This is a genomic window from Stutzerimonas stutzeri, from assembly GCF_000590475.1.
GTDB lineage: Bacteria > Pseudomonadota > Gammaproteobacteria > Pseudomonadales > Pseudomonadaceae > Stutzerimonas > Stutzerimonas stutzeri_D.
The window spans coordinates 1,643,543-1,665,613 of record NZ_CP007441.1 but is presented as its reverse complement, the minus strand read 5'-3'; the positions used below and the strand labels follow the sequence as shown (position 1 = coordinate 1,665,613).

The window sequence follows — 22,071 nt, the reverse complement described above, 5'->3', positions numbered from 1 at the left end:
TTTTTCGACGTACAAGCCGCACTAAAGAGTGAAAACCGCAGCACACTTACACACCAAAGGATTAATCCCAGCCCCTAATCTGTCATGCCCGACCGCTGCGGGATCGGCTGACGCCATCAGTCATGGGCTCGTCCGCCGAGGGTAAGCGATCAAATCCGGCTTGCACATCCGCCGACTGGCTGTCTTTCCAGGCTCGAAAGGCCTCTAGTTCGCCGGACCACTTACGCATGACCCAGGCCAACACAGCCAGGTCGTCCACGAAACCAAGGCCGGGAATCCAGTCGGGGATGGCATCCATTGGCGACAGGAAATACAGCAATCCAGCCACGGCAGCGACCAGGGCGGGCCTGCTGATAGTTCTATACTCTCCTCGCCACCAGGCTGCACACAAGGCCTGCAGCAGACTGAGATCCTCTCGAAGCCCCTTGACGAGCCCACCTCGTGCGGAGCGCTTGCGAGCGACGGCAAGAAGCACCATCGGTAACCTTCCCCGAGCGAGCACTCGTTGAGCTATTGGGAAATATTTGAAGAATTTCCAAGGTGCTTTCACAGAATGTCTCCTCTCAAAGCCGCGCCGTAGAAGAGCTGCACGATTATCCACAGATCCTGTGGATAACCTTGTGAACAGATTCTGGATGATCGGCTCAAACGCCCGTCTGGCGCGGCCTTCAAACAGATCGATGGGTTTTTGCTCAGCGAGCATAAACCCTTTTAAATCAGCAACTTAAGATTGTCCAAAAAAATTGCTCAACGCTAACGGAGAAATGGTCAGGTTACGATCTTAAGAATGTGCATAACCGTAACATGTCAACGCTTTTTTAAGGCAATTTAGACTTCAAAAGGAGTAGACAAAGCTTACTGATCGTTCTAACAGAGACAACGGTCAGCCGCCCGACGTTCAGGTCAAGCCAGGTCCAGTTTCGGCGTTACGAGACTGCAAGATTGACGCTCGCGGGGATGTGCACTGTCGAGACGATGAACATTGTCAGGAACAGAAACCAAAAAGCCGGTCCTGAGACCGGCTTTTTCTGAACGACTAGCTGTCGATCAATTCAAGCTCAATTTGGCTCGGTTCTTTTCCAAGGTTGCGGCACCGATGCCTTTGACTTCCAGCAGTTCATCAACCGAGGCGAACGGGCCGTGGGCTTCCCGATACGCAACGATGGCCTTGGCCTTCGTGGCACCGATTCCTTTGAGTTCTCGGGTCAGGGTTTCGGCATCGGCGGAATTGAGATTGATCGCCCCAGCCTGAGCTACTGCAACTTGTGCTGAGTCAACAGGCTCGGCTTTAGCGGCATAGCTGCAGACGGATACGCTGGCGAGCAACGCGAAGATTGTTGCGGAGACAAAAGACTTAATCATTGTTCACTTCCCTATGAGTGTTGGATTTACAGCAGCGCGGTACTCCATGCGCCGCCAGGACACTCTAAGCTGCAACAAAGGCAAGTCAAATCGGGACCGCTGTTCTGTGATCCATTCCCCGCCGGAGGACTCAGCGCATGGCGTTGAACAGACTCAGACCGGCAATTTTCACATAGCTCTGCTGGGCCGCTTCGAGCACCACCGTCTGCATGGACAATCTGGACAGCGCCTCGGCGTAGTCCAGCTCACGCAGTTCGGCCTGGACGCCCTTGTTAACCAATGCAACATCTTCATTGTCGGTTAGGGTGGTTTCGATGACGTTCAGGCGGGCGCCAATATTGCCGCGCGCAGCGTCAACGCTGACCATACCGTGATCGAGGTTAGTCAGGGTGACGGCAACGGCATCACGCACTGCGCCATCGGTTGTCCCAGGCTCTTCCAGCGCTTTTCTGAAACTGGCAATCGTGTTGAGCAAGCCCTGCTTATTCGAGTCGGGCTGTAGGGTCACCTCGATACTTTCACCGCCAGCGGCCGCGCCATCTAGTTGCAAGGCGACGCCACGAAACACCAAGCTGTCGGTCCGATCCGCATCACTGTCCAGCTTGCCTGACGCCAGAATCAAGGGATCGGACAAATCAGTCGGATCTGCCGGCGGAGCAGCGAGGTCATAGACAACGTATTCCGTATCGGACGTAAATCGAACGCCAACCCCCGCAGCCGGAAACGACGGATTACCTGCAAACGCGACTTCGTCCTGAACTAGTGGGGCCGATACAGCCAGTGTCGAGCCAGGTGTCAGAGTCGGATCGAATGCAGTCTGCAAACGCCCGGCATTGGTTACGTTCTCGAATATCGACTTGCCGTTATCGCTGATCGGAAGGTTCAACGAACTGGCGACCTGTAGCTTTCGCTGCCCTTCATCACCCGCGTAGCTATAGGTTCCGTCAGCAGCACGCACGAAAGGTTGGGTTTTGCCCTGGAAGCCAGAGAATAAATACTCACCGCGCGCGTTGCGCGTATTCATCAAGGACATCAACTCATCCTCCCGTTCACCCAGTTCGGCAGCGATGGCCTTACGATCCTGGGGATCGAGCGAACCGTTGCCCGCCTGCACCGCCAGCTCTCGGACGCGCTGCAGTACGGTATTGACCGAGTTCAAGGTCACTTCTTCCTGAGTCAGGCTGTTCTGCGCCGCCGTCAAGTTCGTGTTGTACTGACCCAGCACGCTCTGCTGCTGTTCGAGCTGAAGCAGGCGCACCGATGCAACCGGATCGTCGGCAGGCGTAAGAATGCGGTTGCCAGTACTGATCTGCTCTTGGGTACGGGCCGCATTGGAATAGTTTCGCTGGATGCCGGTTACGCCATTATTGAAGGCTTGCAAGGTCGAGATACGCATGGGCGGGCCTATTACCTGAAGGTGCTGATCAATGTATCGAACATGGTGCGCGCAACTTGAATGATCTGAGCAGAAGCGTTGTAGTACTGCTCGAACTTGATCAGGTTGGCCGCCTCTTCGTCCAGGTTGACCGCGGATAGCGAGTCTCGATTATCGGTGGCTTGTTTGAGAATCGCGGTGGTCGCATCGCTGTCCATTCGCGCCTGAGCCGTCAGCGTTCCGACACGCTCGACGAGTTCGCCATAACCGTCGGTGAAACTCTTCCCTGAACCTGACACGCTCGGATCAACTCCGATTGTCTGCTTTGTCTGAAGATCCACCATTTTCAAGGCGTTTCGGTTGTCCGACACACCGTTCTGGTTGAAGCCAATCGTAAAGGTGTCACCTGCCTGAGGGCGGCCGCTAACCGTGAATGTAAAGCTGTGGCCATCGATGGTGACAGCCAGCTCGTTGGTCTGTCCCGGGGTGAAGACGGCCGGGCTCACCTGAGTCACGCCTGAACCAGAGATGGTTGGAGGACTACCGGCGTTGTAAGTCAGGGTAATGTCGGCCGGAAGCGCAGCTTTCAGCGCGTCCATGTCCACCGTATCGGACGTCTCAGGCTGACTGATTAAACCTGTACCGGCATTCTGTAAATTGCTTTGCGCCCTTACAGGCGCCGCGAAAGCTAGCTGATCCGCCTGATCCAGTACTGTCTTGATGTCCGTGGCACCGCGTCGAGTCGGTTGCAACGAGAATTTGTCGCCTGCGCTAGGGGTGCCGCTGATAGAGACCTGGAAGCCCTGATCCTTCCCTGCGCTGTCAGCAAAACTCAAGTACGCGGGCGGCCCGGCATTTTGGGTAACGCTGATGCTGGCGTTGTCACTCAGCCGCCTTGCCGAGTAATTCGTTCCGTCGAATTCCAAACGATAGTCGCTGATCGTCAGATTACCGGTGTCTGTAATCTCCAATGCCGCGTCGGCCGCTGACGTATTGCCATTGAAAGGGGTGGCACGCAGGCCCATCAGCGAGGGTGCGTTGTAGTCACCAAACAGGGCTTCGCCCACTTGCCCCTTCAGGTCGAGCCCCTGCGTCTGTTGCGAGTTGATCTGATCACTTACCGCAAGCGCCAGTCTGCCGAGCGAGTTCATGGTCGGGTCCAGCACTTCCTCGCGATAACGGATCAATCCGCCCAGCTCGCCGCCGGTGATCTGCGACGTAATGCCCTGCCGCGAGTTGCCGCTGACAAACTGGATTTCGTAGCGATTGGGATCGCTCTGCCCCGGCACGACTTCCAAACGGCTCACCGTGCTTCCCACGACCAGCGGCTGACCTGTACCAACGGAGATATTGAAGCTGTTGTCGTCCTGCGGCGTTACGGTGACGCCGATGTAGGTCGATAGCTGACGCACCGCTTCGTCCCGTGCATCGAGCAGGTCGTTGGGCTGCTGGCCATTAGCCGAAGCGATCGCGATCGCATTGTTCAAGCTGCCGATGCTGCCTGCAAGACGGTTGACCTGATCGGTAACCGCCGCCATTTGCTTGTTGGTAAAGTCGTTCTGCTCGGTCAATCGATCAGAGACCGTATTGAATCGACGCGCCAGGCCTTCCGCCTCCGCCAGTACCAACTGACGCGCAGGGATGTTGGACGGATCCTCCGCTGCCGTTTGGAAGGCCGAAAAAAACTGCTGCAACGAAGGCGTAATACCCGTCGTGCTGCCGGCCAGAAGCGAATCGAGCTGGTCGATCTGGCTTTTATAAGCTTCGACATCGCTACTTAACGAGGTGCTGCTGCGCAGCTGGCTGGTCAGAAACTCACTGTAGCTCCGGCGAATCTCCACCAGCGTCGTACCCGAGCCAACGTAACCCGCCCCACTGAACTGAGGAACGCGGGTAGCCTGGGATGCGTCCTGCCGGCTGAAGCCGGGAGTATTGACGTTGCTGATATTGTGGCCGGTGATCGACAGCTGGCTTTTGCTCGCGCTCAGCCCCGACAGGCCAATGTTCAGTAGGTCAGCCATGATTAGCCTCTAGTCCGTACCGCAGGCGCCGAACTCGCGTCGGCGATTGTCTGATATGTCTGCACTTTGCGGGCGATCTGGTTGATTTTGCTCGCGTATTGCGGGTCGGTCGCGTAACCGGCTCGCTGCAATTCCTTGACGAAGCGTTCGGAGTCGCCGGACGCACTGGCCACCTGAATGGCTGGCTTGTAACGATCGTTGTTCTCCAGCAACCGGACGTAGTCATTGAAGCTGTGCTCGAACGAGTCATACGCTCGGAAACCTGCGACCTGCTTGGTCGCCTTGCCATTCACGTACTCGGTGGTAGTGACCTTCGCGGCTTCACCTTCCCAACCAGTGGACTTGATGCCAAACAGGTTGTGGCTGTTTGTGCCGTCCTTCTGCTTGATGATCGATTTGCCCCAACCGGTTTCCAGCGCGGCTTGTGCGACGAGGAAACGTGGCTCGACGCCAAGGCGCTTGGCCGCTTTTTCCGCCATGGGCAGCATGGTTGCGATGAACTCGGCGGGTGAGCTGAAGCGCGTCTTGCTCGGTGCGCTCGGGACGGTCGCCTCCACGCCGTTGATGATCAACGGCGCGTCCGTGGGCGCCGCGAACGCGGTGGCCGGCTTCCAGTCGATGTTGACCAGCGGCTGAACGACACCGCTCTGGTTGGCCTGTTCGCTCTGGGAATTTGTGGTCGCAACCTCCTCCGACGCACGTTCGGCCAGTCGGCCCGGCAGCGCTAGACGACGCTGGTTAAGCAGCTGAGAATCATTGCGCGTCGGGTCCACTGGAGCAATCTTCGAGTTAGGGTTGCTCGACCACTTCGCGCCCTCGGTCTGTGCCACCTGAGCGAAGGGATTCGGCTTCTCGCTGGGCTCCTTCTGTTTGGCCAGCTGGCGGACCAGTACATCGGCCAGGCCAATGCCACCGCCCTCCTTCGACAGGGTCACGGACAGCTGCTGATCATGCATGTCCTGGTACTGCTTGCTCGCCTGGCTGTTCAACGGGTTGTCCTGAGCGATGACCTCAGTGGCCGAACGCATCGACTTGAGCATCTCATTCATGAACAGGGACTCGAACTCCTGCGCGACCTTGCGCACGTTTTCGGCGCCGTCCCGATCCTTGCCCACCTTGAGCTGGTTCAGACGATTCAGGTCGGAGTAGCTGCCACTGTCAGGCGTGCGGCGCCCGAGCCCCAGTCGATTTTCCATCGGGTCGTCCTCAGATCACGATCAGGTCGGCTTGCAGTGCGCCGGCTTGCTTGAGGGCTTCGAGGATAGCCATCAGGTCGCTGGGCGCTGCGCCCACCTGATTCACCGCTCGAACGATTTCATCCAGCGTGGTGCCTGGACCGAACTTGAACATCGGTTTGGCTTCCTGCTCCGCCTTGATCTTGGAGTTGGGCACAACCACCGTCTGCCCGTCCGACAGCGGGTTCGGCTGGCTCACCTGTGGGTCTTCGGAAATGGTTACCGTCAAACTGCCGTGCGTGACGGCAGCCGGCTGAACACGGACGTTCTGGCCGATCACGATGGTGCCGGTACGCGAGTTGATGATTACCTTGGCGACTGCTTGACCCACATCGACTTCGAGATTTTCCAGGATCGACAGGTAATCGACGCGCTGGCTCGGGTCCAGAGGCGCGGTGATACTCACCGAGCCGCCGTCGAGCGCCTGGGCCACGCCTGGACCGAGCAGCTCGTTGATATGGTCGACGATGTTCTTTGCGGTGGTGAAGTCCGGGCGGTTGAGGTTCATGGTCAGCGTCGTGCCCTGATTGAACGCGCTCGGCACCGGCCGCTCGACCGTCGCGCCACCGGGGATGCGGCCGGCAGACGGAATGTTGACGGTTATGCGCGAACCGTCCGCACCGCCAGCATCGAAGCCACCCACGACGAGGTTGCCCTGAGCGATGGCGTAGACGTTGCCGTCGATACCCTTCAGCGGTGCCATCAGCAGGCTGCCGCCGCGCAGGCTTTTGGCATTGCCAATCGACGAAACGGTGATATCGATGGTCTGTCCCGGCTTCGCGAAGGGCGGCAGATCGGCGTGAATCGACACGGCCGCCACGTTCTTCAACTGAACATTGCCACCCGCCGGTACCTTGATGCCGAACTGCGCCATCATATTGTTGAAGGTCTGCACCGTGAACGGCGTCTGGGTGGTCTGGTCGCCGCTACCGTTAAGGCCGACCACCAGGCCATAGCCGATCAACTGGTTGCTACGAACACCCTGGATGGTGGCGATGTCCTTGAGCCGCTCGGCTTGGGCCGGAATGGCAACCAGGCACAGCAAGGCAACTACGATCGAGCTGAACAGTTTCATTACCTGCACCTGCTTAGAACGGCCACAACGGGCTGATGAAGAAACGATCCAACCAACCAGGCTGGCTAGCATCAGCGAACGCGCCGGTACCGGAATATGTAATGCGCGCATCGGCGATACGGGTCGATGGCACAGTGTTGTCTGTGGCGATATCGTCCGAACGCACCAGGCCGGCAATCCGCACCAGCTCATCGCCCGTGTTGAGCGTCATCCACTTTTCTCCGCGGATCGCGAGGATACCGTTGGGCAGGACGTCCGAGACGGTCACGGTGATCGAGCCCGAGAGGCTGTTGCTCTGCCCCGCCTGACCGGAACCGGAAGTATCTCGAGATGCATCGTATTCGGCGCCCAGGCTCATGCTGTTGCCTGTGAGCGGATTGGCCATCGAAACGGCCCCGCCGAACAGCGAGCCGAGGCCGATATTGGCACTGCTGTCCTTGGAAAGTTGTGAGCTGGCGTTCTTGCTCGCCTGCGTCTTCTCGTTGAGGGTGACGGTGATGATGTCCCCGACCCGATACGCCTTGCGATCGTCGTACAGATTGGTTTCGAAGCCCGCCTGATAGATCGCACCGTTGTTCTGCGCAGCCGGGAGCGGCGTACGCGGCAACACTGGCGCGTAGTAGGGATCATTGGCCTTGGGCGCAGGCGCCATGCAGCCGGACAGGATCACGACGGGCATCAGGGGGAGGACGGACAACAAACGGCGCATATTCACCTCAATCCAGCGGCTAACAACTGTTACAGCTGCTGGGTTACGAAAGACAGCATCTGATCGGCCGTAGAGATGACTTTGGAGTTCATCTCGTAGGCGCGCTGGGTGGTGATCATGTTCACCAGTTCCTCGACGACGCTGACGTTGGAGTTTTCCAGTGTGTTTTGCAGTACGGTGCCCAATCCGTTGAGGCCGGGAGTGCTGACCTGTGGCGCGCCACTGGCAGCCGTTTCCAGGAACAGGTTGCTGCCCATGGCCTGCAGACCTGCCGGGTTGACGAAGTCGGCGGTCTGCAGGTTGCCGATGATCTGCGGCGCCGGGTTCCCGAGCGTGGTCACCGATACGGTGCCGTCCTCGCCCACGGTGAAGGTCTGGGTTTCCGGTGGCACGACGATGGCCGGCTCCAGCGCATAACCATTGGAGGTCACGATCTGGCCGTCGGCGTTCAGATGGAAACTGCCGTCACGGGAGTAGGAAACGGTGCCGTCCGGCAACAGAACCTGAAAGAAGCCGCGGCCGTTGATCGCCATGTCGAGCGGCTGCTCGGTGGTCTGCAGGCTGCCAGCGGTGAACTGTTTCTGGGTTCCGACGATGCGAACACCGGTACCCAGCTGTAGCCCTGAAGGCAACTCGCTGTCCTGAGTGGATTGGCCGCCCGGCTGCCGACGAATCTGATAAAGCAGATCCTGAAACTCGGCACGGTCTTTCTTGAAGCCCGTCGTCGAGACGTTGGCCAGGTTGTTGGAAATGGTGGTCAGGTTCATGTCCTGAGCGGACAAACCGGTCTTACTCACCCACAGTGCTGGAAGCATGTTCTTCTCCTCGTACGCCGGAATTCGGGCGCGACGCGTTGTTTACTAGCTGATCTGCAAGACTCGGGCCGCAGCGGCACCATCTTCCTCGGCAGTGCGCATCATTTTTATGTGAAGCTCGAACTGCCGGGACAGCGACAGCATCGAGGTCATCTCAGCCACCGCATTGACGTTGCTTGCTTCAAGAAAGCCCGAGGTCACGCGCACCGCGGCATCGGCCTCGACGGGCTGCGCATCTTTCATTCGAATAAGCCCGTCAGTGCCCTTCTCCAACTGCTTCGGATCGGGGTTGACCAGCTTGAGACGATCGACCGTCACCACCACGTTCGGATCTTCGCCAAGCGCTCGAATGCTGATGGATCCATCGGCGCCGATTTCAACTTTCTCTTCCGGCGGCACGGCAATCGGCCCGGCATTGCCGAGCACCGGCAAACCATCGCCGGTCCTGAGCATGCCAAGCGTGTCAATGTTCAGGCTGCCAGTGCGGGCGTAGGCCTCGCTGCCATCGGGTGCCTGCACCGCGATCCAGCCGTCGCCTTCGACTGCCACGTCAAGATCCCGACCGGTTTCTTGAAGCGTGCCGGAACTGAAATCCGTCCCCGGACGTTCGGACATCGCATAAACCCGCGCTGGAAAGCTGTCACCAAAAACCTGCATTGAGCGTGCTTGTTCGAAATCGCGTCGGAAGCCCGTAGTCGAGATGTTTGCCAGATTGTTGGCATGCGCCTGTTGGGCGCGAGAGTTCTGGCTCGCCCCCGTCATTGCCACATAGAGCATCTTGTCCATGGAACCTCCGTAATACGCTAATTGACGCCAATTGCATCTGTACAAAGAGATTCAGCAAGACACATGCCAATCAAACTAAATAAATATAACCTATTGAAAAATAATAAAATTTCCCCATTAAAAAAGGCCCCGAAGGGCCTTGGAAAAGCGAGGCGGCAGTTTCCCGCCGCCTCTACTGAACACCTGTCAGCGCAAATTGATAATCGTCTGAGTAATTGCACTCTCGGTTTCGATGGTCTTGGCGTTCGCCTGATAGTTGCGCTGCGCCACGATCAGGTTGACCAACTGGTCCGACAGCTCGACGTTTGAATCCTCGAGAGCGCCGGCCTGTAGCGACCCCAGCGTGCCGCTACCTGGAGGGTTGCGCACCGGCTCACCGGATTCGAACGATTGCACCCATTGTGTCTTGCCAACGGGAGTCAGCCCTTGAACATTGGCGAAGTTAGCCAGAATGATCTGGCCTTGCACCTTGGATTGGCCGTTGGTATAGCGGGCGAAAATTTCCCCACTCTCACTGATTTCGAGGCCCGCCAGCTCGCCGGTGGTGTAACCGTCCTGGCTTACGCTATTGACTGCGAACGCACTGGCGTACTGGGTCGAACCACGCATATCGATCTCCATGTTCAGCCCCGCGGCTGGCGCCGCGTTGTTCAGCGACCAGGTCCCGTCAGTGTTCTGAAGAGCAGGCTGCCAGCCGGCTATCGCGGTGCTACCGCTGGCCGGGGTTAGCAGGCTTCCGGTTGGGCTGAATTCAAGTGCCGTCGTGCTAGGCACCGTGCTATTGACCGGATCGGTCGGGCTACGCCCATCCACCAGCACATGCATCTGCCATGTATTGGCGGTGCCGGTTTTGACGAAATATTGCGTCATGACGTGGGCATTGCCCTGCTCGTCATAGATGTTCGTCGACGTCGATGAGTTATAGCTCAGAGGATCGGCTGGATCGAACGGCGTGTTTGCCGGCTCAGTGTTGGTCGAATTGAGGTTGAAACCTTGAGTGACCTTAGTAGTAGCCTTCGGCTCCTGGCTGGAGGTCTGAATTTTCAGATCACTTACTTGCCCGGTCTGAATATTGCCGTTGCCATCAACCGAATAACCTTGAAGGTTGTAGCCGAAGTTATCGACAAGATTGCCTTCCTTATCCGTGCCGAAATAGCCCGCACGGGTATAGCTCAGCGCACCGTTATTGCTGACTTGGAAAAAGCCGTTGCCATTAATCGCCAAGTCCAAAGCATTCTGCGTGTAATTGACGTTGCCTTGGTTAAATTGCTGCGACACGTTGGCCAGCAATACACCACTACCCTGCGGATTCTTGCCTGTACCGAGCACCGAAGAGGCGTAGACATCAGCAAACTCCGCGCGCGACTGCTTGAAACCTACAGTGCCGGCGTTGGCAATGTTGTTACCCGTGACATTAAGGTCTTTGCTAGCGGCACGCATGCCGCTGAGGCCAATATTGAACGACATGAAATACTCCTGTTACCGGGTGTGCCGGTACTTACTGACCAATAACCTGGACTTGCGACAGCCCGATGCTGCCTACACCGGCCAGGTTGAGCATCAGCTCACCGCCGTTCTGTCCGAGAGTGACGCTGTCTACGTTGGCGGGAAGCATGGTATAGAGGCCCTTGGTCTCGCCTTCGTAGGTGGCTTGTGCTTCGAATCGGTAGGTTCCCGGCGGCAAGGTGTTGCCGCTCGAATCCTTGCCATCCCACATGAACGAAACGTTGCCGGCTTCCTGCTGCCCCATGTTGATCCGGTTCACCACCGTACCGGCGCTGTCATAAACGTTGACCGATACGTTACTGCTGCTAGTGGGTAGTACCAGGCTGGCCTTGAAGGTTTCGCTGGTATCAACCACCGCCTTGTCTGTTGGCACAATTACTTTGCGACCAACTAGCGATGACGCCTGTAGCGCCTGGGATGACTGATACCCCGACAAGATGGTTTCCATGCTCGAGTTCAGCTTTTCAACCCCTTCAACCGTGCTGAATTGCGCCAATTGCGCAATGAACTCGCCGTTTTCTTGAGGCTCCAGCGGGTTCTGGTTGTTCAATTGAGTCACCAGTAGCTCGAGAAACTCGTTCTTGCCGAGATCGTTGCTTTTTACTTCGCGATCCTGGATCTGATATTGATCAAGTACCGAACCGGTACCGCTGACGCCGCCTGTTGTGCTCATGGCAATCTCTCGTAAGGGTTACTGGCCCAGGGTCAGAACTTTCTGCAGCATGGTCTTGGCCGTGTTCATCAGCTCGGCGTTAGTCTGAAACGAGCGACTCGCGGAGATCATGTCCGCCATCTCTTCCACCACATTTACGTTCGGGTAATACACATAACCTTCTTCGTTCGCGGCTGGATGATTAGGCTCGTAGCGCGCCTGCAACTCGCTTTGGTCCTCGATAACGCCGAGCACCTGTACACCAGCGCCGGCCTGATCCTGTTCAGCGAAAAGTGACTGATCCGGCTGTCCGTTGGCGTTCTGAAGCATGGTGGCAAATACCGGGTGGCGCGCACGATAGGTTTGGTCAACGCTGGACGAGACTGTCTCGGCGTTGGCGATGTTGCTGGAGATAGTGTTCAGGCGAGTGCTTTGGGCACTCATACCACTACCGGCAATATTGAATACGCTGCTAAGGGACATGAGCTCCGCTCCTTTTATTCGCCACGCAGGGCGCTCATGAGCCCCCTGAATTTGCTATTGAGCATGGTAAAACTTGCTTGAAAATCGATGGCGTTCTTGGCGTAGGCGGCTTGTTCTACCTGAGCATCGACGGTGTTCTGGTCTAGAGAAGCGTGCGCGGGGGTGCGGAATCGAAGGCCCGGGTCCGCAATCTCCATGCCCTCAGCAGCAATGTGCTTGTTGCTGGTAACGGCAATACCGAACCCGCCTTGGTTTTTGCTGTTCTGAGCGGCAAGAACAGCGCTGAAATCCAGGTCACGAGCCTTGTAGTTAGGCGTGTCGGCATTGGCGATGTTATTGGCCAGCACCTCGGCACGCTGTGATCGAAACCCAAGCGCTTTCTCGTGAATACCCAGTGCACTATCAAAACTGATGCTCATGATCTGGCCCTCTGCCGGATACAAGTCTGCTTAGCAAAACAGCAGCAAAGGCCGTGCCATAAATTCAATCTATTGATTTATAAGGACTTTAACCAAGGCGGTCACGAGCAAGCGTCAAAAGCGGCAAGCCTTTTCCAGGCTTTGCCGCCTTCTTCACTCGTAACCGACAGATTTCTGCCGCTACCTCGTCGCGAATCGGGCCAGGTAGCTATTTCGCTTTATAGATGATGCCCGGACTGCACTGAACCATCTGATATAGCTCGGGGAGTCCGTTCAGCGCTTCGGACGCACCCAGAAACAGGTAGCCGCCAGGCTTTAAAGTCGCGTGGATACGCTTGAGAATGTCTTTCTTCACGTCTGCGGAAAAATAGATAAGGACGTTGCGGCAGAATACAACGTCGAATTTTCCGAGTACCGCGTAACTGTCGAGCAGGTTCTGCACACGAAATTCAACACGACTGCGAATAGCCGGCTTGACCACCCAACGGCCAGGCGTCTTGACATCGAAATAGCGCTGCAGTCGCTCGCTGGATAACCCTCGAGCAATAGCTAGGCTGTCATATTCAGCCGCTTTGGATGCGGCAAGCATAGTCCCCGACAATTCGGTGGCCACGATCTGTACAGCCGGCTTCGGCTGGCTAGGACTGCTGCGCTCGTATTCGTCGATGGACATCGACAGCGAGTAAGGCTCCTGCCCCGATGAACAGGCCGCCGACCATATGCGCAGGCGCTGACTTGGCGCGCCTTTCAACAGCTCCGGCAGAATACGATTTCTAAGCACCTCAAACGGATAAGTGTCGCGAAACCAGAGCGTTTCGTTGGTCGTCATCGCATCCACGACCTGCTCGCGCAGACCACTGCGTGGCTGGGCCTGAATCTTCCTGACCAGCTCCCCCAGACTCTTGAGCCCTTGCTGCTCCATCAGCTTATTCAGCCTGCTGGACACTAGATACTGCTTGTTTCCGCCCAGCAGGATGCCGCAAGTCTTCTCTAGGAATACTCGGAACTGATCAAAATCCGGATCACCTGACACTAATAATGCCCACCAGTCGTATTGAGAGGACGACGCCTCAATTGTTATCCGAAGTCCGGATCCGTTCTATTACTCGGTTGGCCAGATCGTCCGCCTGGAATTTGGCAAGAAAATCGTCGGCGCCGACTCGCTTGACCATGCTCTGGTTGAACACGCCGGAAAGCGAAGTATGCAGCAGAATATGCATATCACGCATTGACGGATCTTGGCGCACCTCGGTGGTCAGCGTGTAGCCATCCATCTCCGGCATTTCGATGTCGGAAATCATCATCACGAATTCCTTCGATGGTTTTTTACCGTCTGCCACCAGCTTTCTCAGGTAGGTCAACGCCTGACGACCATCGTTTTGTGCCACAACCTCAATCCCCAGATTCTGTAGACAACGAATAATCTGTTTTCGCGCAACAGAAGAGTCATCGACGACCAAGACCCGGCTGATGGACGCTTTGCTACTGGTTTCCTCGTCGACAATGCCAACCGACAGCTGCTCGGATACAGGCGCCACCTCTGCCAGAACTTTTTCGACATCGATGATCTCAACCATTTGCCCTTCCACATGGGTCACGGCAGTCAAATAATGATCATGCCCAACACCTTTCGGAGGCGGCAGGATAGCCTCCCAGTTCATGTTGACGATTCGCTCGACGGAGCGCACCAGAAAGCCGAGCACCTTGGTGTTGTATTCGACAATGATGGCGAAGCTGTTCGGCAAATCCTGTAGCGCCGGTTTCCCGGTAGCAAGGGACAGGTCGAGAATGGAAAGCGTATTGCCTCGTATGTTCGCGACCCCACGAACAACCGGACTCGACCGTGGCATGACCGTCAACCGCGGGCACTGCAAGACCTCTTTGACCTTGAATACGTTGATGCCATAGAGCTGCTTGTCGTCCAGTCGGAATAGCAGCAGCTCTAAGCGATTTTGCCCGACCAGCTGGGTACGCTGGTTAACCGAATCCAATACACCGGCCATGCCAGTTTCCTCTTGCGTGCAAAATGAGCGTCAGCTGCCATGCAAGCTCGGGCTAACGGCACGTCCCTTGCTTCTGCCATGACATGAGCAAACAGATGACTTTTTTCCGGCGTCCATGCAATACGCTTTTCCGAGCGATCCTGTTACCGGTTTTGTGCGGGCTGAGCCAATTTGCTGACTCGGCTAGCGTGACACGGCCTGAACAGCTTATCGACGCGACCCGCGAATTTCTTGAGCGTGAAGTGACCGACTATTTGCAGCGTAGTCAAATTCGAGCGCGCCATGAGATAGAGATCAATAGGCTAGATCCGCGTCTGCGTCTGGCGGCTTGCGACCGCTCATTGACGGTCAAGCTCGAAAGCCCCGCGCAGCCGGTCGGCCGCACCACTTTGCGGGTCAGTTGTGAAGGCGCTGCACACTGGTCCGTTTTTGTTCCGGCACAGGTCCATTTGTTCCGCGAGGTAATTGTCGCTCGACGCCCGCTGGCCCGTGAAAGCATTGTCGAGCTGGCGGATGTTGCACTGGCCGAGCGGGACGTTAGCTTGCTAACTCAGGGTTACCTGACCGCGTTCGATCAAGTGTTGGGTAATAAGATTACCCGTAGCGCCCTCCCCGACCAGGTGCTGCCGCCCACTTATATTTCCGCTGCCGAGATAGTCCGCAAAGGCGATCAGGTAGTAATCAGTGCGAAAAATTCGACGATAAATGTCAGAATGCCGGGCGAAGCGTTGTCCGATGGCGCACTCGGCACCCAGATTCGGGTCAAAAACCAGCGATCAGGACGAACGATCAAGGCTCGCGTAATTGGTCCTGGTCAGGTGGAAGTCAATATGTAGCCGAAAGCTGACTGTCGACGCTGCCACTGTCAAAAAAAGGCTAAAGTTTTCTGTAGCATTGCCGAAAAGCAGGCAAGCGTCCTGACTTATTCGAGGTTTCGATCATGGCTATCGATTTCAACCGGCCCAACAGTGCCGTCAATTCAACAAATAGTGGACGCAGTGCCAGCGTCCAGAACACCGAACGCCCAGCGGCTCAGCAGGCGCCTGCTGAAGCATCGAAGAGCAGCAGCGCAGCGGTATCCGGCGAGAGCGTCCAACTAAGCCCGGAAGCACAGCGCCTTCAGCAAACCACGGAGCAGCTGAATCAGCAGCCCGTCGTTGATCAGGAACGTGTAGCTCAGATCAAGCAGGCTATCGCCGACGGCAGCTATCAGGTAGATGCTCAGCGAGTAGCATCGAAGTTACTGGCGTTCGAAAGCCAACGTTGAGTCTGGCGGTAGAAGGTAGCCAGGCGTCAACGCGTTAGAGGCCACTATGCAAGATACCGAATTGCTTCAGCAGCTCGTCGATGATATCGGCACCGCCCGTAAGCTTCTTGAGCTCACCGACGCCGAATACCAGGCACTTGCCGAGCGCGATCTCGCAAGCCTGGAACAGCTGCTCACGCAGAAGCAGACGCTGCTGGCGTTATTGAGTCAGCATGGCTCCCTTCGCAGCCAAACGCTTGCCAAGGCCCAGTTGAGCGCCGACAAAAGTGGGCTATCGACATTTGCCGCAAGCTCGACGGTAGGCGCCGAGATTGTTGAGCAGGCAGAAAAACTTGATGGAATTCTCCAAGCTTGTCGAAGTGCCAATGAGCGCAACGGCAGGCTCATCCGCGTCAATCAAAATGCTGTTGGAAGCATGCTGCAAGTATTGCAGGGCACCAACCAGACACCCGATCTCTACGATCGGCGAGGCGCTGCTGCCAGAAGCGCCAATCATCGCCCGCTCAGTCAGGCTTGAAACACGCGCAGCCACGTAGAGTCAAAATGCTATCATGCGGCTGACGTCGTTACATGCCGGAGAGCAGAGCTAAGTGTCTAATCCCTTTACCGAGGATGAAGGTCCCCAGCCTCCTCAGATACTCAAAACCGTAGGCGAGGTTCATACGAACCTGCGGCTCCTGATGGATAATCGAATACCGCTGTTGGTTCGCTTTGCCGAACGCAATCAGCGGTATCAAACCTATTTGATCGAGGTAAACCGCGAAAAAGGTTGGATTGCCTTAGACGAGCTGATACCCAGCGATGGCGAAAGAATGATGACCGCCGGAGAGCCGTTTCAGATCGAGGGCTATTACGAGGGCGTACGTATCGCCTGGAGTAACGAGCACGCTGCGCACCTTGGCGAACTGGACGATGCACGCTGCTACTGGATTCCCCTACCCGACCAGGTTATTTATCACCAGCGGCGTAACGCTTACCGCGCCCACCTGAGCGGACAGCCTATCGTTGCCGAGCTGAACGGCAAAGCAATCAAAAAGCCTCTTGAAGGCAAAGTGCTGGACATGTCGGCTACTGGCTGCAAGCTGAGCTTTCAAGGCAACGTACAAAGCGGGCTACAAACGGGCCGTGTGTACGAGCAACTGTCTGCCAGACTGCCCTTCGGCACCATTACAACCGCAGCCGAACTACGACACGTTATCTTCGACGAGAAGCTGGACTTAACGTTTTGCGGGATGCGCTTCTATCGCATTAGCGGCCTGACACAGCGGCACATCGAGCGATTCGTCTATCAACTCCAACGTGAAGCACGACGAGACCAAGCAAGCGACCGTTTTAGCTGACGCAGACCACGCGCTCCGTCATCTATCGTGCGACGAGACGTCACCGCAAGCGCTTTAGTACCCAACCAGCCGAGCCGAATCGCCCCTTACTGGGATCGATGCATCTTAGCGCTCCCACTGCGGCCTAACGGCAGTCATAACCGACAGCGACGGCCACCGCTTCACTCACGTGAGAATTGGTGTCCCAGGCGAGGTTCGAACTCACAACCTTCCCCTTAGGAGGGGGACGCTCTATCCAATTGAGCTACTGGGACGCACGGGCGGCAGCATGTTAGCGAGCCTTGGCCCATTTGTCATGCTCGCTGCATCGCCGACTCATCAGCCAAATATCGAATTGCCGAGAGCGATCGCGAACTAATCGACGATATTGCAATCTGCACGACAAAGTTTCCCGGCATCATGCAAAGCGCATGAACACTCACAGCTAGCGACCTATAAGTCTTTGTAATATAAGGGATTTTTTTCTAAAAATGCTGGCACGGCGAATGCTTAACTTATCCAGACCATTACGCGAAGGAGACGCCGATGCTACGCCTAACCTGCCTGTTCAGCACCGCGGTTCTGGCTGCAGTCGCCTCAATCCAGCCGCCAGACGCGATGCATGCCCCAGATTATTTACCCGCGACGTTGAAGCAGCCCAGCGCATTAACTACTCAAAAGCTGTCAGCCCCGGCGCAAATCATCAGCCAGGAAGTGAGCAACCCTGTACAGCCGCAACGCTGGATCTTCTAGAGATCCGTTTTAGCCGCCACAGGTTCCATCGGAGATAACAAATGTCTATTTATGGTTGCTTCTTCCTCTTTTTCAGCGTTGTCTGCGGTGCGCTAAGCATCGGTATCAGTCTCCCAGAGCCCTGGGGTGCGCTTGTTGACGGAGGCGCCGTGCTTTTTGGAATGCTTTTTGTCATATCCCTAGTGCTTGGACGACGGATCAAATTCGACCCCATCTTGCGCTAGTAGCGGCGGTTTTTCGGCTAGATCAGCGGTAGGTCACAGTAAAGGCTATTTGCCACCACTGAAATCCTTTACTGATTATTTTGTCGTCGTATAATTGACGTCATTAAGTCGTCTAGCATCTTTTTTGTAGGTCGTGGAACAGCAAGCGCTGTTTGGTGTCAGACCGGTGACTAGAACGGCAATAAGCCACCATCGCCCACCTGACTAACCGGTTTACTATGCGCCCAATGAAGCAGGCAGTTTATTCCAGCCGCACGGCTGACAAATTCGTGGTTCGGCTACCAGACGGGATGCGCGAGCGTATCGCCGAGGTTGCACGCAATCATCATCGCAGCATGAACTCGGAAATCATCGCCCGGCTGGAGCAAAGCCTCCTTCAGGAAGGTGCGCTCGATGACGATTCGGCCATGCGTCTAGACAGTCCGGAACTGACACTTCACGAGCGCGAATTGCTTCAGCGTTTTCGCCAGCTCGCCCACCGGCAACAAAACGCTCTAATTTCATTGATCGCGCAAGATACCGAGTCCGCAAAGGACGAAGACTGACATTTGCCGGTAGCCTGCGGCAGGTTTCAAACGCCTCGACTTCAGTCGGGGCGTTGTTGTTTGTTTAACTTGGCAGGCTGAGTTGCTACCCAACGCGTCTGGAATGCCTCGCCCTCGTCTTCCCAATGACCGAGCGGCATCTACGATTTGAAAAACCTGTATCACATCGATACAGGCATCATTCTCAGCGCAGCAGGCGTGGCGATAAGCAGAGCGTTTCGCCTAACCTACAAAACTCAGCAGTACCCCCGCCGCCACCGCCGAACCAATCACCCCTGCCACATTGGGCCCCATGGCGTGCATGAGCAGGAAGTTCTGCGGATTCGCTTCGAGCCCTACCTTGTTTGACACCCGCGCTGCCATTGGCACGGCCGATACGCCTGCGGAGCCAATCAGCGGATTGATCTTGTTCGAACTGAACATGTTCATCACCTTAGCCATCAGCACGCCCGCAGCGGTGCCTCCGCAAAACGCGACCATCCCGAGCAATAAAATCCCAAGCGTCTTCATTTGCAGAAAGGCTTCGGAAGACAGCTTGGAACCCACCGTCAGCCCCAACGCAATGGTAACGATGTTGATTAGTGCGTTACGTGAGGTGTCAGCCAGGCGATCAACCACACCAGATTCACGCAACAGATTACCAAAGGCGAACATGCCCACCAGCGGGGCTGCATCGGGCAGTAAGAAACCAACCATCAAAGCAAGCATGAGCGGGAAGACTATCTTTTCCGCCTGCCCGACATGGCGCAGCTGCGTCATGACGATGGCGCGCTCTTCCTTGGTCGTCAGCGCGCGCATGATCGGAGGCTGGATCAACGGGACCAGCGCCATGTAGGAGTAGGCAGCCACGGCGATCGGACCCAGGAGATGCGGCGCAAGCTTCGCAGTGACGAAGATTGAGGTCGGGCCATCGGCACCTCCGATGATGGCGATCGAAGCCGCCTCACGCAAGGTGAACTCCATACCCGGAATCCCCATCGCCGCCAGCGCCAACGCACCGAGCAGGGTGGCGAAGATGCCGAACTGCGCCGCAGCGCCGAGCAAGAGGGTTTTGGGGTTTGCCAGCATCGGACCGAAGTCTGTCATCGCCCCTACGCCCATGAAAATCAGCAGCGGAAACACGCTTGTCGGCAGACCGACTTCGTAGAACAGATGAAGGATGCCAGCACCCTCGGCCATGTTCGCGACCGGAATATTGGCAAGCACGCCACCAAACCCGATCGGGATCAACAGCAAAGGCTCGAACCCTTTGCGAATCGCCAGATAGATCAATGCCAGGCACACCACGATCATCAGCAGCTGACCGGGCTCCAGGTGATACAAGCCGGTGCTGTGCCACAGCTTGAGCAACTTATCCATGCAGCACTCCTTAAGCGATGGTCAGCAGGCTATCGCCTACGGACACCGCATCGCCGACCTTGACGTTCACACCGGAGATGGTGCCGGCCTTGAAAGCACGGATTTCAGTTTCCATTTTCATGGCTTCGAGGATGATCACGAGATCGCCCTCCTGCACCAACTGACCGGGCTGTACGAGCACCTTGAAGATATTGCCAGCCAGCGGTGCGGGCTGAGGCTCGCCCGCGCCAGCGGCAGGTGCGGAAACGGTTGCGGACGTCGCGCCCGGCATATCACCGAGCGGCTTGAGTCCCTCGATGTCGCCGCCTTCGTTGACCTGCACGACGAATGACCGACCATTGACCTCGACGGTATAGACCTCAGGGGCGCCAGGCTCGCGTGGCGCCTGCTCGCTACCAGTTGGCATTGGCTCGAAGGCGGCAGCATTGCCCCGGTTCTCGAGAAATTTGAGACCAATCTGAGGAAACAGCGCGTATGTCAGAACGTCGTCAATTTCATCCTTAGCCAGCGTAAGGCCTTTGTCCTGCGCCAACCCTTTCAGCGCTGCAGTCAGCTTGTCCATTTCCGGTTGCAGTAGATCGGCAGGACGGCAGGTGATGACTTCGGAACCATCGAGCACGCGCCGCTGCAGTTCGGTATTGAAAGGGGCCGGAGCAGCGCCATACTCGCCCTTTAGGATGCCTGCAGTTTCCTTGGTAATGGACTTGTAGCGCTCACCGGTCAGCACGTTGATTACCGCCTGAGTGCCGACGATCTGCGAGGTCGGCGTTACCAGCGGGATGAAACCGAGGTCTTCACGCACACGAGGGATTTCCGCCAGCACCTGGTCGAACTTGTCGAGGGCACCCTGCTCCTTCAACTGACCTTCCATATTGGTCAGCATGCCTCCTGGCACCTGAGCGACCAGGATCCGTGAATCGACGCCCTTGAGCGTACCTTCGAACGCGGCGTACTTCTTGCGCACCCCGCGGAAATACGCAGCGATTTCTTCCAAAAGCGCCAAATCGAGCCCTGTATCGCGCTCGGTTCCTTGGAAAATCGCCACCACCGACTCGGTCGGCGAATGCCCGTAGGTCATCGAAAGTGAAGAAATCGCGGTATCGACATTGTCGATCCCCGCCTCGACGGCCTTGAGAATCGCCGCGGTCGAAAGGCCTGCCGTCGCATGACACTGCATATGAATCGGAATGGACAGGCTCGCCTTCAGCCGCGTGACCAACTCGTAGGCCGTATATGGCGTAAGGATGCCGGCCATATCTTTGATCGCCACGGAATCGGCGCCCATGTCTTCGATCTGTTTGGCCAGATCGACCCACATTTCCAGGCTATGCACCGGACTGGTGGTGTAGGAAATAGTGCCCTGGGCGTGCCTGCCCTGCCGCTTGACAGCGCGTAGCGCAGTTTCCAAGTTGCGCGGATCGTTCATCGCGTCGAACACGCGAAACACGTCGACTCCGTTGACGGCCGCCCGCTCGACGAACTTCTCCACCACATCGTCAGCGTAATGCCGATAGCCGAGCAAGTTCTGACCCCGTAGCAGCATCTGCTGACGGGTATTAGGCATCGCTTTCTTAAGTTCGCGAATACGCTCCCAAGGGTCTTCACCGAGATAGCGAATGCAGGCATCGAAGGTTGCGCCGCCCCAGGATTCAACCGACCAGAAGCCAACCTGATCGAGCTTGCCGGCGATCGGCAACATGTCTTCCAGGCGCACACGAGTGGCGAGAATGGATTGGTGGGCATCACGTAGCACCACATCGGTGATGCCGAGCGGCTGTTTTGCAGAAGTCATGAGCGGGAACTCCTTGTTCTGAATCACCCGCGACGTGCGCGGTGCTGATGAATAGCGGCCTGAATGGCTGCAAGAACATCGGCGTCCATTTCAGCCGTGACAGCGGTCGACTTAATGGAGGCAGGCTGAGGCGTCGGCGCGCTACCAAAGCGGCCGATCATGAAAGACATCAGACGGATGCAGATAATTAACAAAACAAGGAAAAGGAAGACGGAACCTAAGCCGAACAGCATAAGTTCGACACCTTCAAGCAGGAGTTCGCTGGGGGTCATCGGGTTTCCCTTTAATCAGCAGCTCGGGCCGCCTGTTATTCGCATCGGGTTCAAAGCTTCGCCGGAGCGAAACTTACAAACAGTAGCCCGAATAACAGG

24 protein-coding genes and 1 tRNA gene are annotated in these 22,071 nt (G+C 56.7%); 6 read left to right on the top strand and 19 right to left on the bottom strand.

All coding sequences use genetic code 11. From position 1 onward, the window contains the following. Positions 1-82: 82 nt before the first annotated feature. The 15 genes from CH92_RS07825 to CH92_RS07755 all read right to left on the bottom strand — a co-directional run bounded on the left by CH92_RS07825 (position 83) and on the right by CH92_RS07755 (position 14,441). Entirely contained in the window at positions 83-550 is a 468-nt protein-coding gene (locus tag CH92_RS07825; protein ID WP_025241216.1) for a YkvA family protein, read from the bottom strand. Between the two features lie 497 nt (positions 551-1,047). After that, positions 1,048-1,362 (bottom strand): ComEA family DNA-binding protein, encoded by a 315-nt coding sequence (locus CH92_RS07820; protein WP_025241215.1) that lies wholly within the window; start codon positions 1,360-1,362, stop codon positions 1,048-1,050. A 130-nt stretch (positions 1,363-1,492) separates the two neighbouring features. Next, positions 1,493-2,758, bottom strand: coding sequence for a flagellar hook-associated protein FlgL (flgL, locus tag CH92_RS07815; RefSeq protein WP_025241214.1), 1,266 nt, complete (start codon positions 2,756-2,758; stop codon positions 1,493-1,495). Between the two features lie 11 nt (positions 2,759-2,769). Beyond that, positions 2,770-4,758 carry a flagellar hook-associated protein FlgK gene (flgK, locus tag CH92_RS07810; protein ID WP_025241213.1) on the bottom strand — a complete coding sequence of 663 codons (1,989 nt, stop codon included), beginning with the start codon at positions 4,756-4,758 and terminating at the stop codon, positions 2,770-2,772. A gap of 2 nt (positions 4,759-4,760) precedes the next feature. Continuing rightward, positions 4,761-5,954: a flagellar assembly peptidoglycan hydrolase FlgJ gene (flgJ, locus tag CH92_RS07805; RefSeq protein ID WP_025241212.1), complete on the bottom strand. Its 1,194-nt coding sequence runs from the start codon at positions 5,952-5,954 to the stop codon at positions 4,761-4,763. Positions 5,955-5,964: 10 nt separating this feature from the next. Continuing rightward, a complete protein-coding gene (locus CH92_RS07800; RefSeq protein ID WP_025241211.1) occupies positions 5,965-7,068 on the bottom strand; it encodes a flagellar basal body P-ring protein FlgI in 1,104 nt (367 codons plus the stop codon). Between the two features lie 13 nt (positions 7,069-7,081). Beyond that, positions 7,082-7,777 (bottom strand): flagellar basal body L-ring protein FlgH, encoded by a 696-nt coding sequence (gene flgH / locus CH92_RS07795; protein WP_025241210.1) that lies wholly within the window; start codon positions 7,775-7,777, stop codon positions 7,082-7,084. Between the two features lie 29 nt (positions 7,778-7,806). Further along, positions 7,807-8,592, bottom strand: coding sequence for a flagellar basal-body rod protein FlgG (gene flgG, locus CH92_RS07790; protein ID WP_025241209.1), 786 nt, complete (start codon positions 8,590-8,592; stop codon positions 7,807-7,809). Positions 8,593-8,637: 45 nt separating this feature from the next. Further along, positions 8,638-9,378: a flagellar basal-body rod protein FlgF gene (gene flgF, locus CH92_RS07785; RefSeq protein WP_025241208.1), complete on the bottom strand. Its 741-nt coding sequence runs from the start codon at positions 9,376-9,378 to the stop codon at positions 8,638-8,640. Positions 9,379-9,564: 186 nt separating this feature from the next. Then, complete coding sequence (gene flgE / locus CH92_RS07780) at positions 9,565-10,845, bottom strand: flagellar hook protein FlgE (RefSeq protein WP_025241207.1); 1,281 nt, start codon at positions 10,843-10,845, stop codon at positions 9,565-9,567. 31 nt (positions 10,846-10,876) lie between these two features. Next, the gene (gene flgD, locus CH92_RS07775; RefSeq protein WP_025241206.1) at positions 10,877-11,557 is read right to left on the bottom strand and encodes a flagellar hook assembly protein FlgD; all 681 of its coding nucleotides are present in this window, start codon (positions 11,555-11,557) and stop codon (positions 10,877-10,879) included. Positions 11,558-11,575: 18 nt separating this feature from the next. Further along, entirely contained in the window at positions 11,576-12,019 is a 444-nt protein-coding gene (gene flgC, locus CH92_RS07770) for a flagellar basal body rod protein FlgC (protein ID WP_025241205.1), read from the bottom strand. A gap of 14 nt (positions 12,020-12,033) precedes the next feature. Next, a complete protein-coding gene (gene flgB / locus CH92_RS07765; RefSeq protein ID WP_025241204.1) occupies positions 12,034-12,438 on the bottom strand; it encodes a flagellar basal body rod protein FlgB in 405 nt (134 codons plus the stop codon). A 208-nt stretch (positions 12,439-12,646) separates the two neighbouring features. Next, the gene (gene cheR, locus CH92_RS07760; RefSeq protein WP_025241203.1) at positions 12,647-13,471 is read right to left on the bottom strand and encodes a protein-glutamate O-methyltransferase CheR; all 825 of its coding nucleotides are present in this window, start codon (positions 13,469-13,471) and stop codon (positions 12,647-12,649) included. Between the two features lie 37 nt (positions 13,472-13,508). Then, on the bottom strand, positions 13,509-14,441 hold the full coding sequence (locus tag CH92_RS07755; RefSeq protein ID WP_025241202.1) for a chemotaxis protein CheV: 933 nt from the start codon (positions 14,439-14,441) through the stop codon (positions 13,509-13,511). An 83-nt stretch (positions 14,442-14,524) separates the two neighbouring features. Here CH92_RS07755 and flgA point away from each other — a divergent pair, with 83 nt between their 5' ends. The 4 genes from flgA to CH92_RS07735 all read left to right on the top strand — a co-directional run bounded on the left by flgA (position 14,525) and on the right by CH92_RS07735 (position 17,048). Next, complete coding sequence (flgA, locus tag CH92_RS07750) at positions 14,525-15,277, top strand: flagellar basal body P-ring formation chaperone FlgA (protein ID WP_200869645.1); 753 nt, start codon at positions 14,525-14,527, stop codon at positions 15,275-15,277. A 104-nt stretch (positions 15,278-15,381) separates the two neighbouring features. Then, complete coding sequence (flgM, locus tag CH92_RS07745; RefSeq protein ID WP_025241200.1) at positions 15,382-15,708, top strand: flagellar biosynthesis anti-sigma factor FlgM; 327 nt, start codon at positions 15,382-15,384, stop codon at positions 15,706-15,708. Positions 15,709-15,754: 46 nt separating this feature from the next. Further along, positions 15,755-16,225: a flagella synthesis protein FlgN gene (locus CH92_RS07740; RefSeq protein WP_025241199.1), complete on the top strand. Its 471-nt coding sequence runs from the start codon at positions 15,755-15,757 to the stop codon at positions 16,223-16,225. A 73-nt stretch (positions 16,226-16,298) separates the two neighbouring features. Then, on the top strand, positions 16,299-17,048 hold the full coding sequence (locus CH92_RS07735) for a flagellar brake protein (RefSeq protein WP_025241198.1): 750 nt from the start codon (positions 16,299-16,301) through the stop codon (positions 17,046-17,048). A 177-nt stretch (positions 17,049-17,225) separates the two neighbouring features. Here CH92_RS07735 and CH92_RS07730 read toward each other — a convergent pair. Then, positions 17,226-17,302: transfer RNA gene (locus CH92_RS07730), tRNA-Arg, on the bottom strand. Positions 17,303-17,821: 519 nt separating this feature from the next. On the opposite strand from CH92_RS07730, the gene CH92_RS22485 reads away from it, so the two are divergent. Next, a complete protein-coding gene (locus CH92_RS22485) occupies positions 17,822-18,004 on the top strand; it encodes a PA3371 family protein (protein WP_025241196.1) in 183 nt (60 codons plus the stop codon). Between the two features lie 218 nt (positions 18,005-18,222). Beyond that, positions 18,223-18,549: an Arc family DNA-binding protein gene (locus tag CH92_RS07715; RefSeq protein ID WP_025241195.1), complete on the top strand. Its 327-nt coding sequence runs from the start codon at positions 18,223-18,225 to the stop codon at positions 18,547-18,549. 222 nt (positions 18,550-18,771) lie between these two features. On the opposite strand, the gene CH92_RS07710 is transcribed toward CH92_RS07715, so the two are convergent. The 3 genes from CH92_RS07710 to CH92_RS07700 are packed head-to-tail and all read right to left on the bottom strand — an operon-like array spanning position 18,772 to position 21,972. Next, entirely contained in the window at positions 18,772-19,908 is a 1,137-nt protein-coding gene (locus CH92_RS07710; protein ID WP_025241194.1) for a sodium ion-translocating decarboxylase subunit beta, read from the bottom strand. 10 nt (positions 19,909-19,918) lie between these two features. Beyond that, entirely contained in the window at positions 19,919-21,700 is a 1,782-nt protein-coding gene (gene oadA / locus CH92_RS07705) for a sodium-extruding oxaloacetate decarboxylase subunit alpha (protein WP_025241193.1), read from the bottom strand. 23 nt (positions 21,701-21,723) lie between these two features. Next, entirely contained in the window at positions 21,724-21,972 is a 249-nt protein-coding gene (locus CH92_RS07700; RefSeq protein ID WP_025241192.1) for an OadG family protein, read from the bottom strand. Positions 21,973-22,071 lie beyond the last annotated feature (99 nt).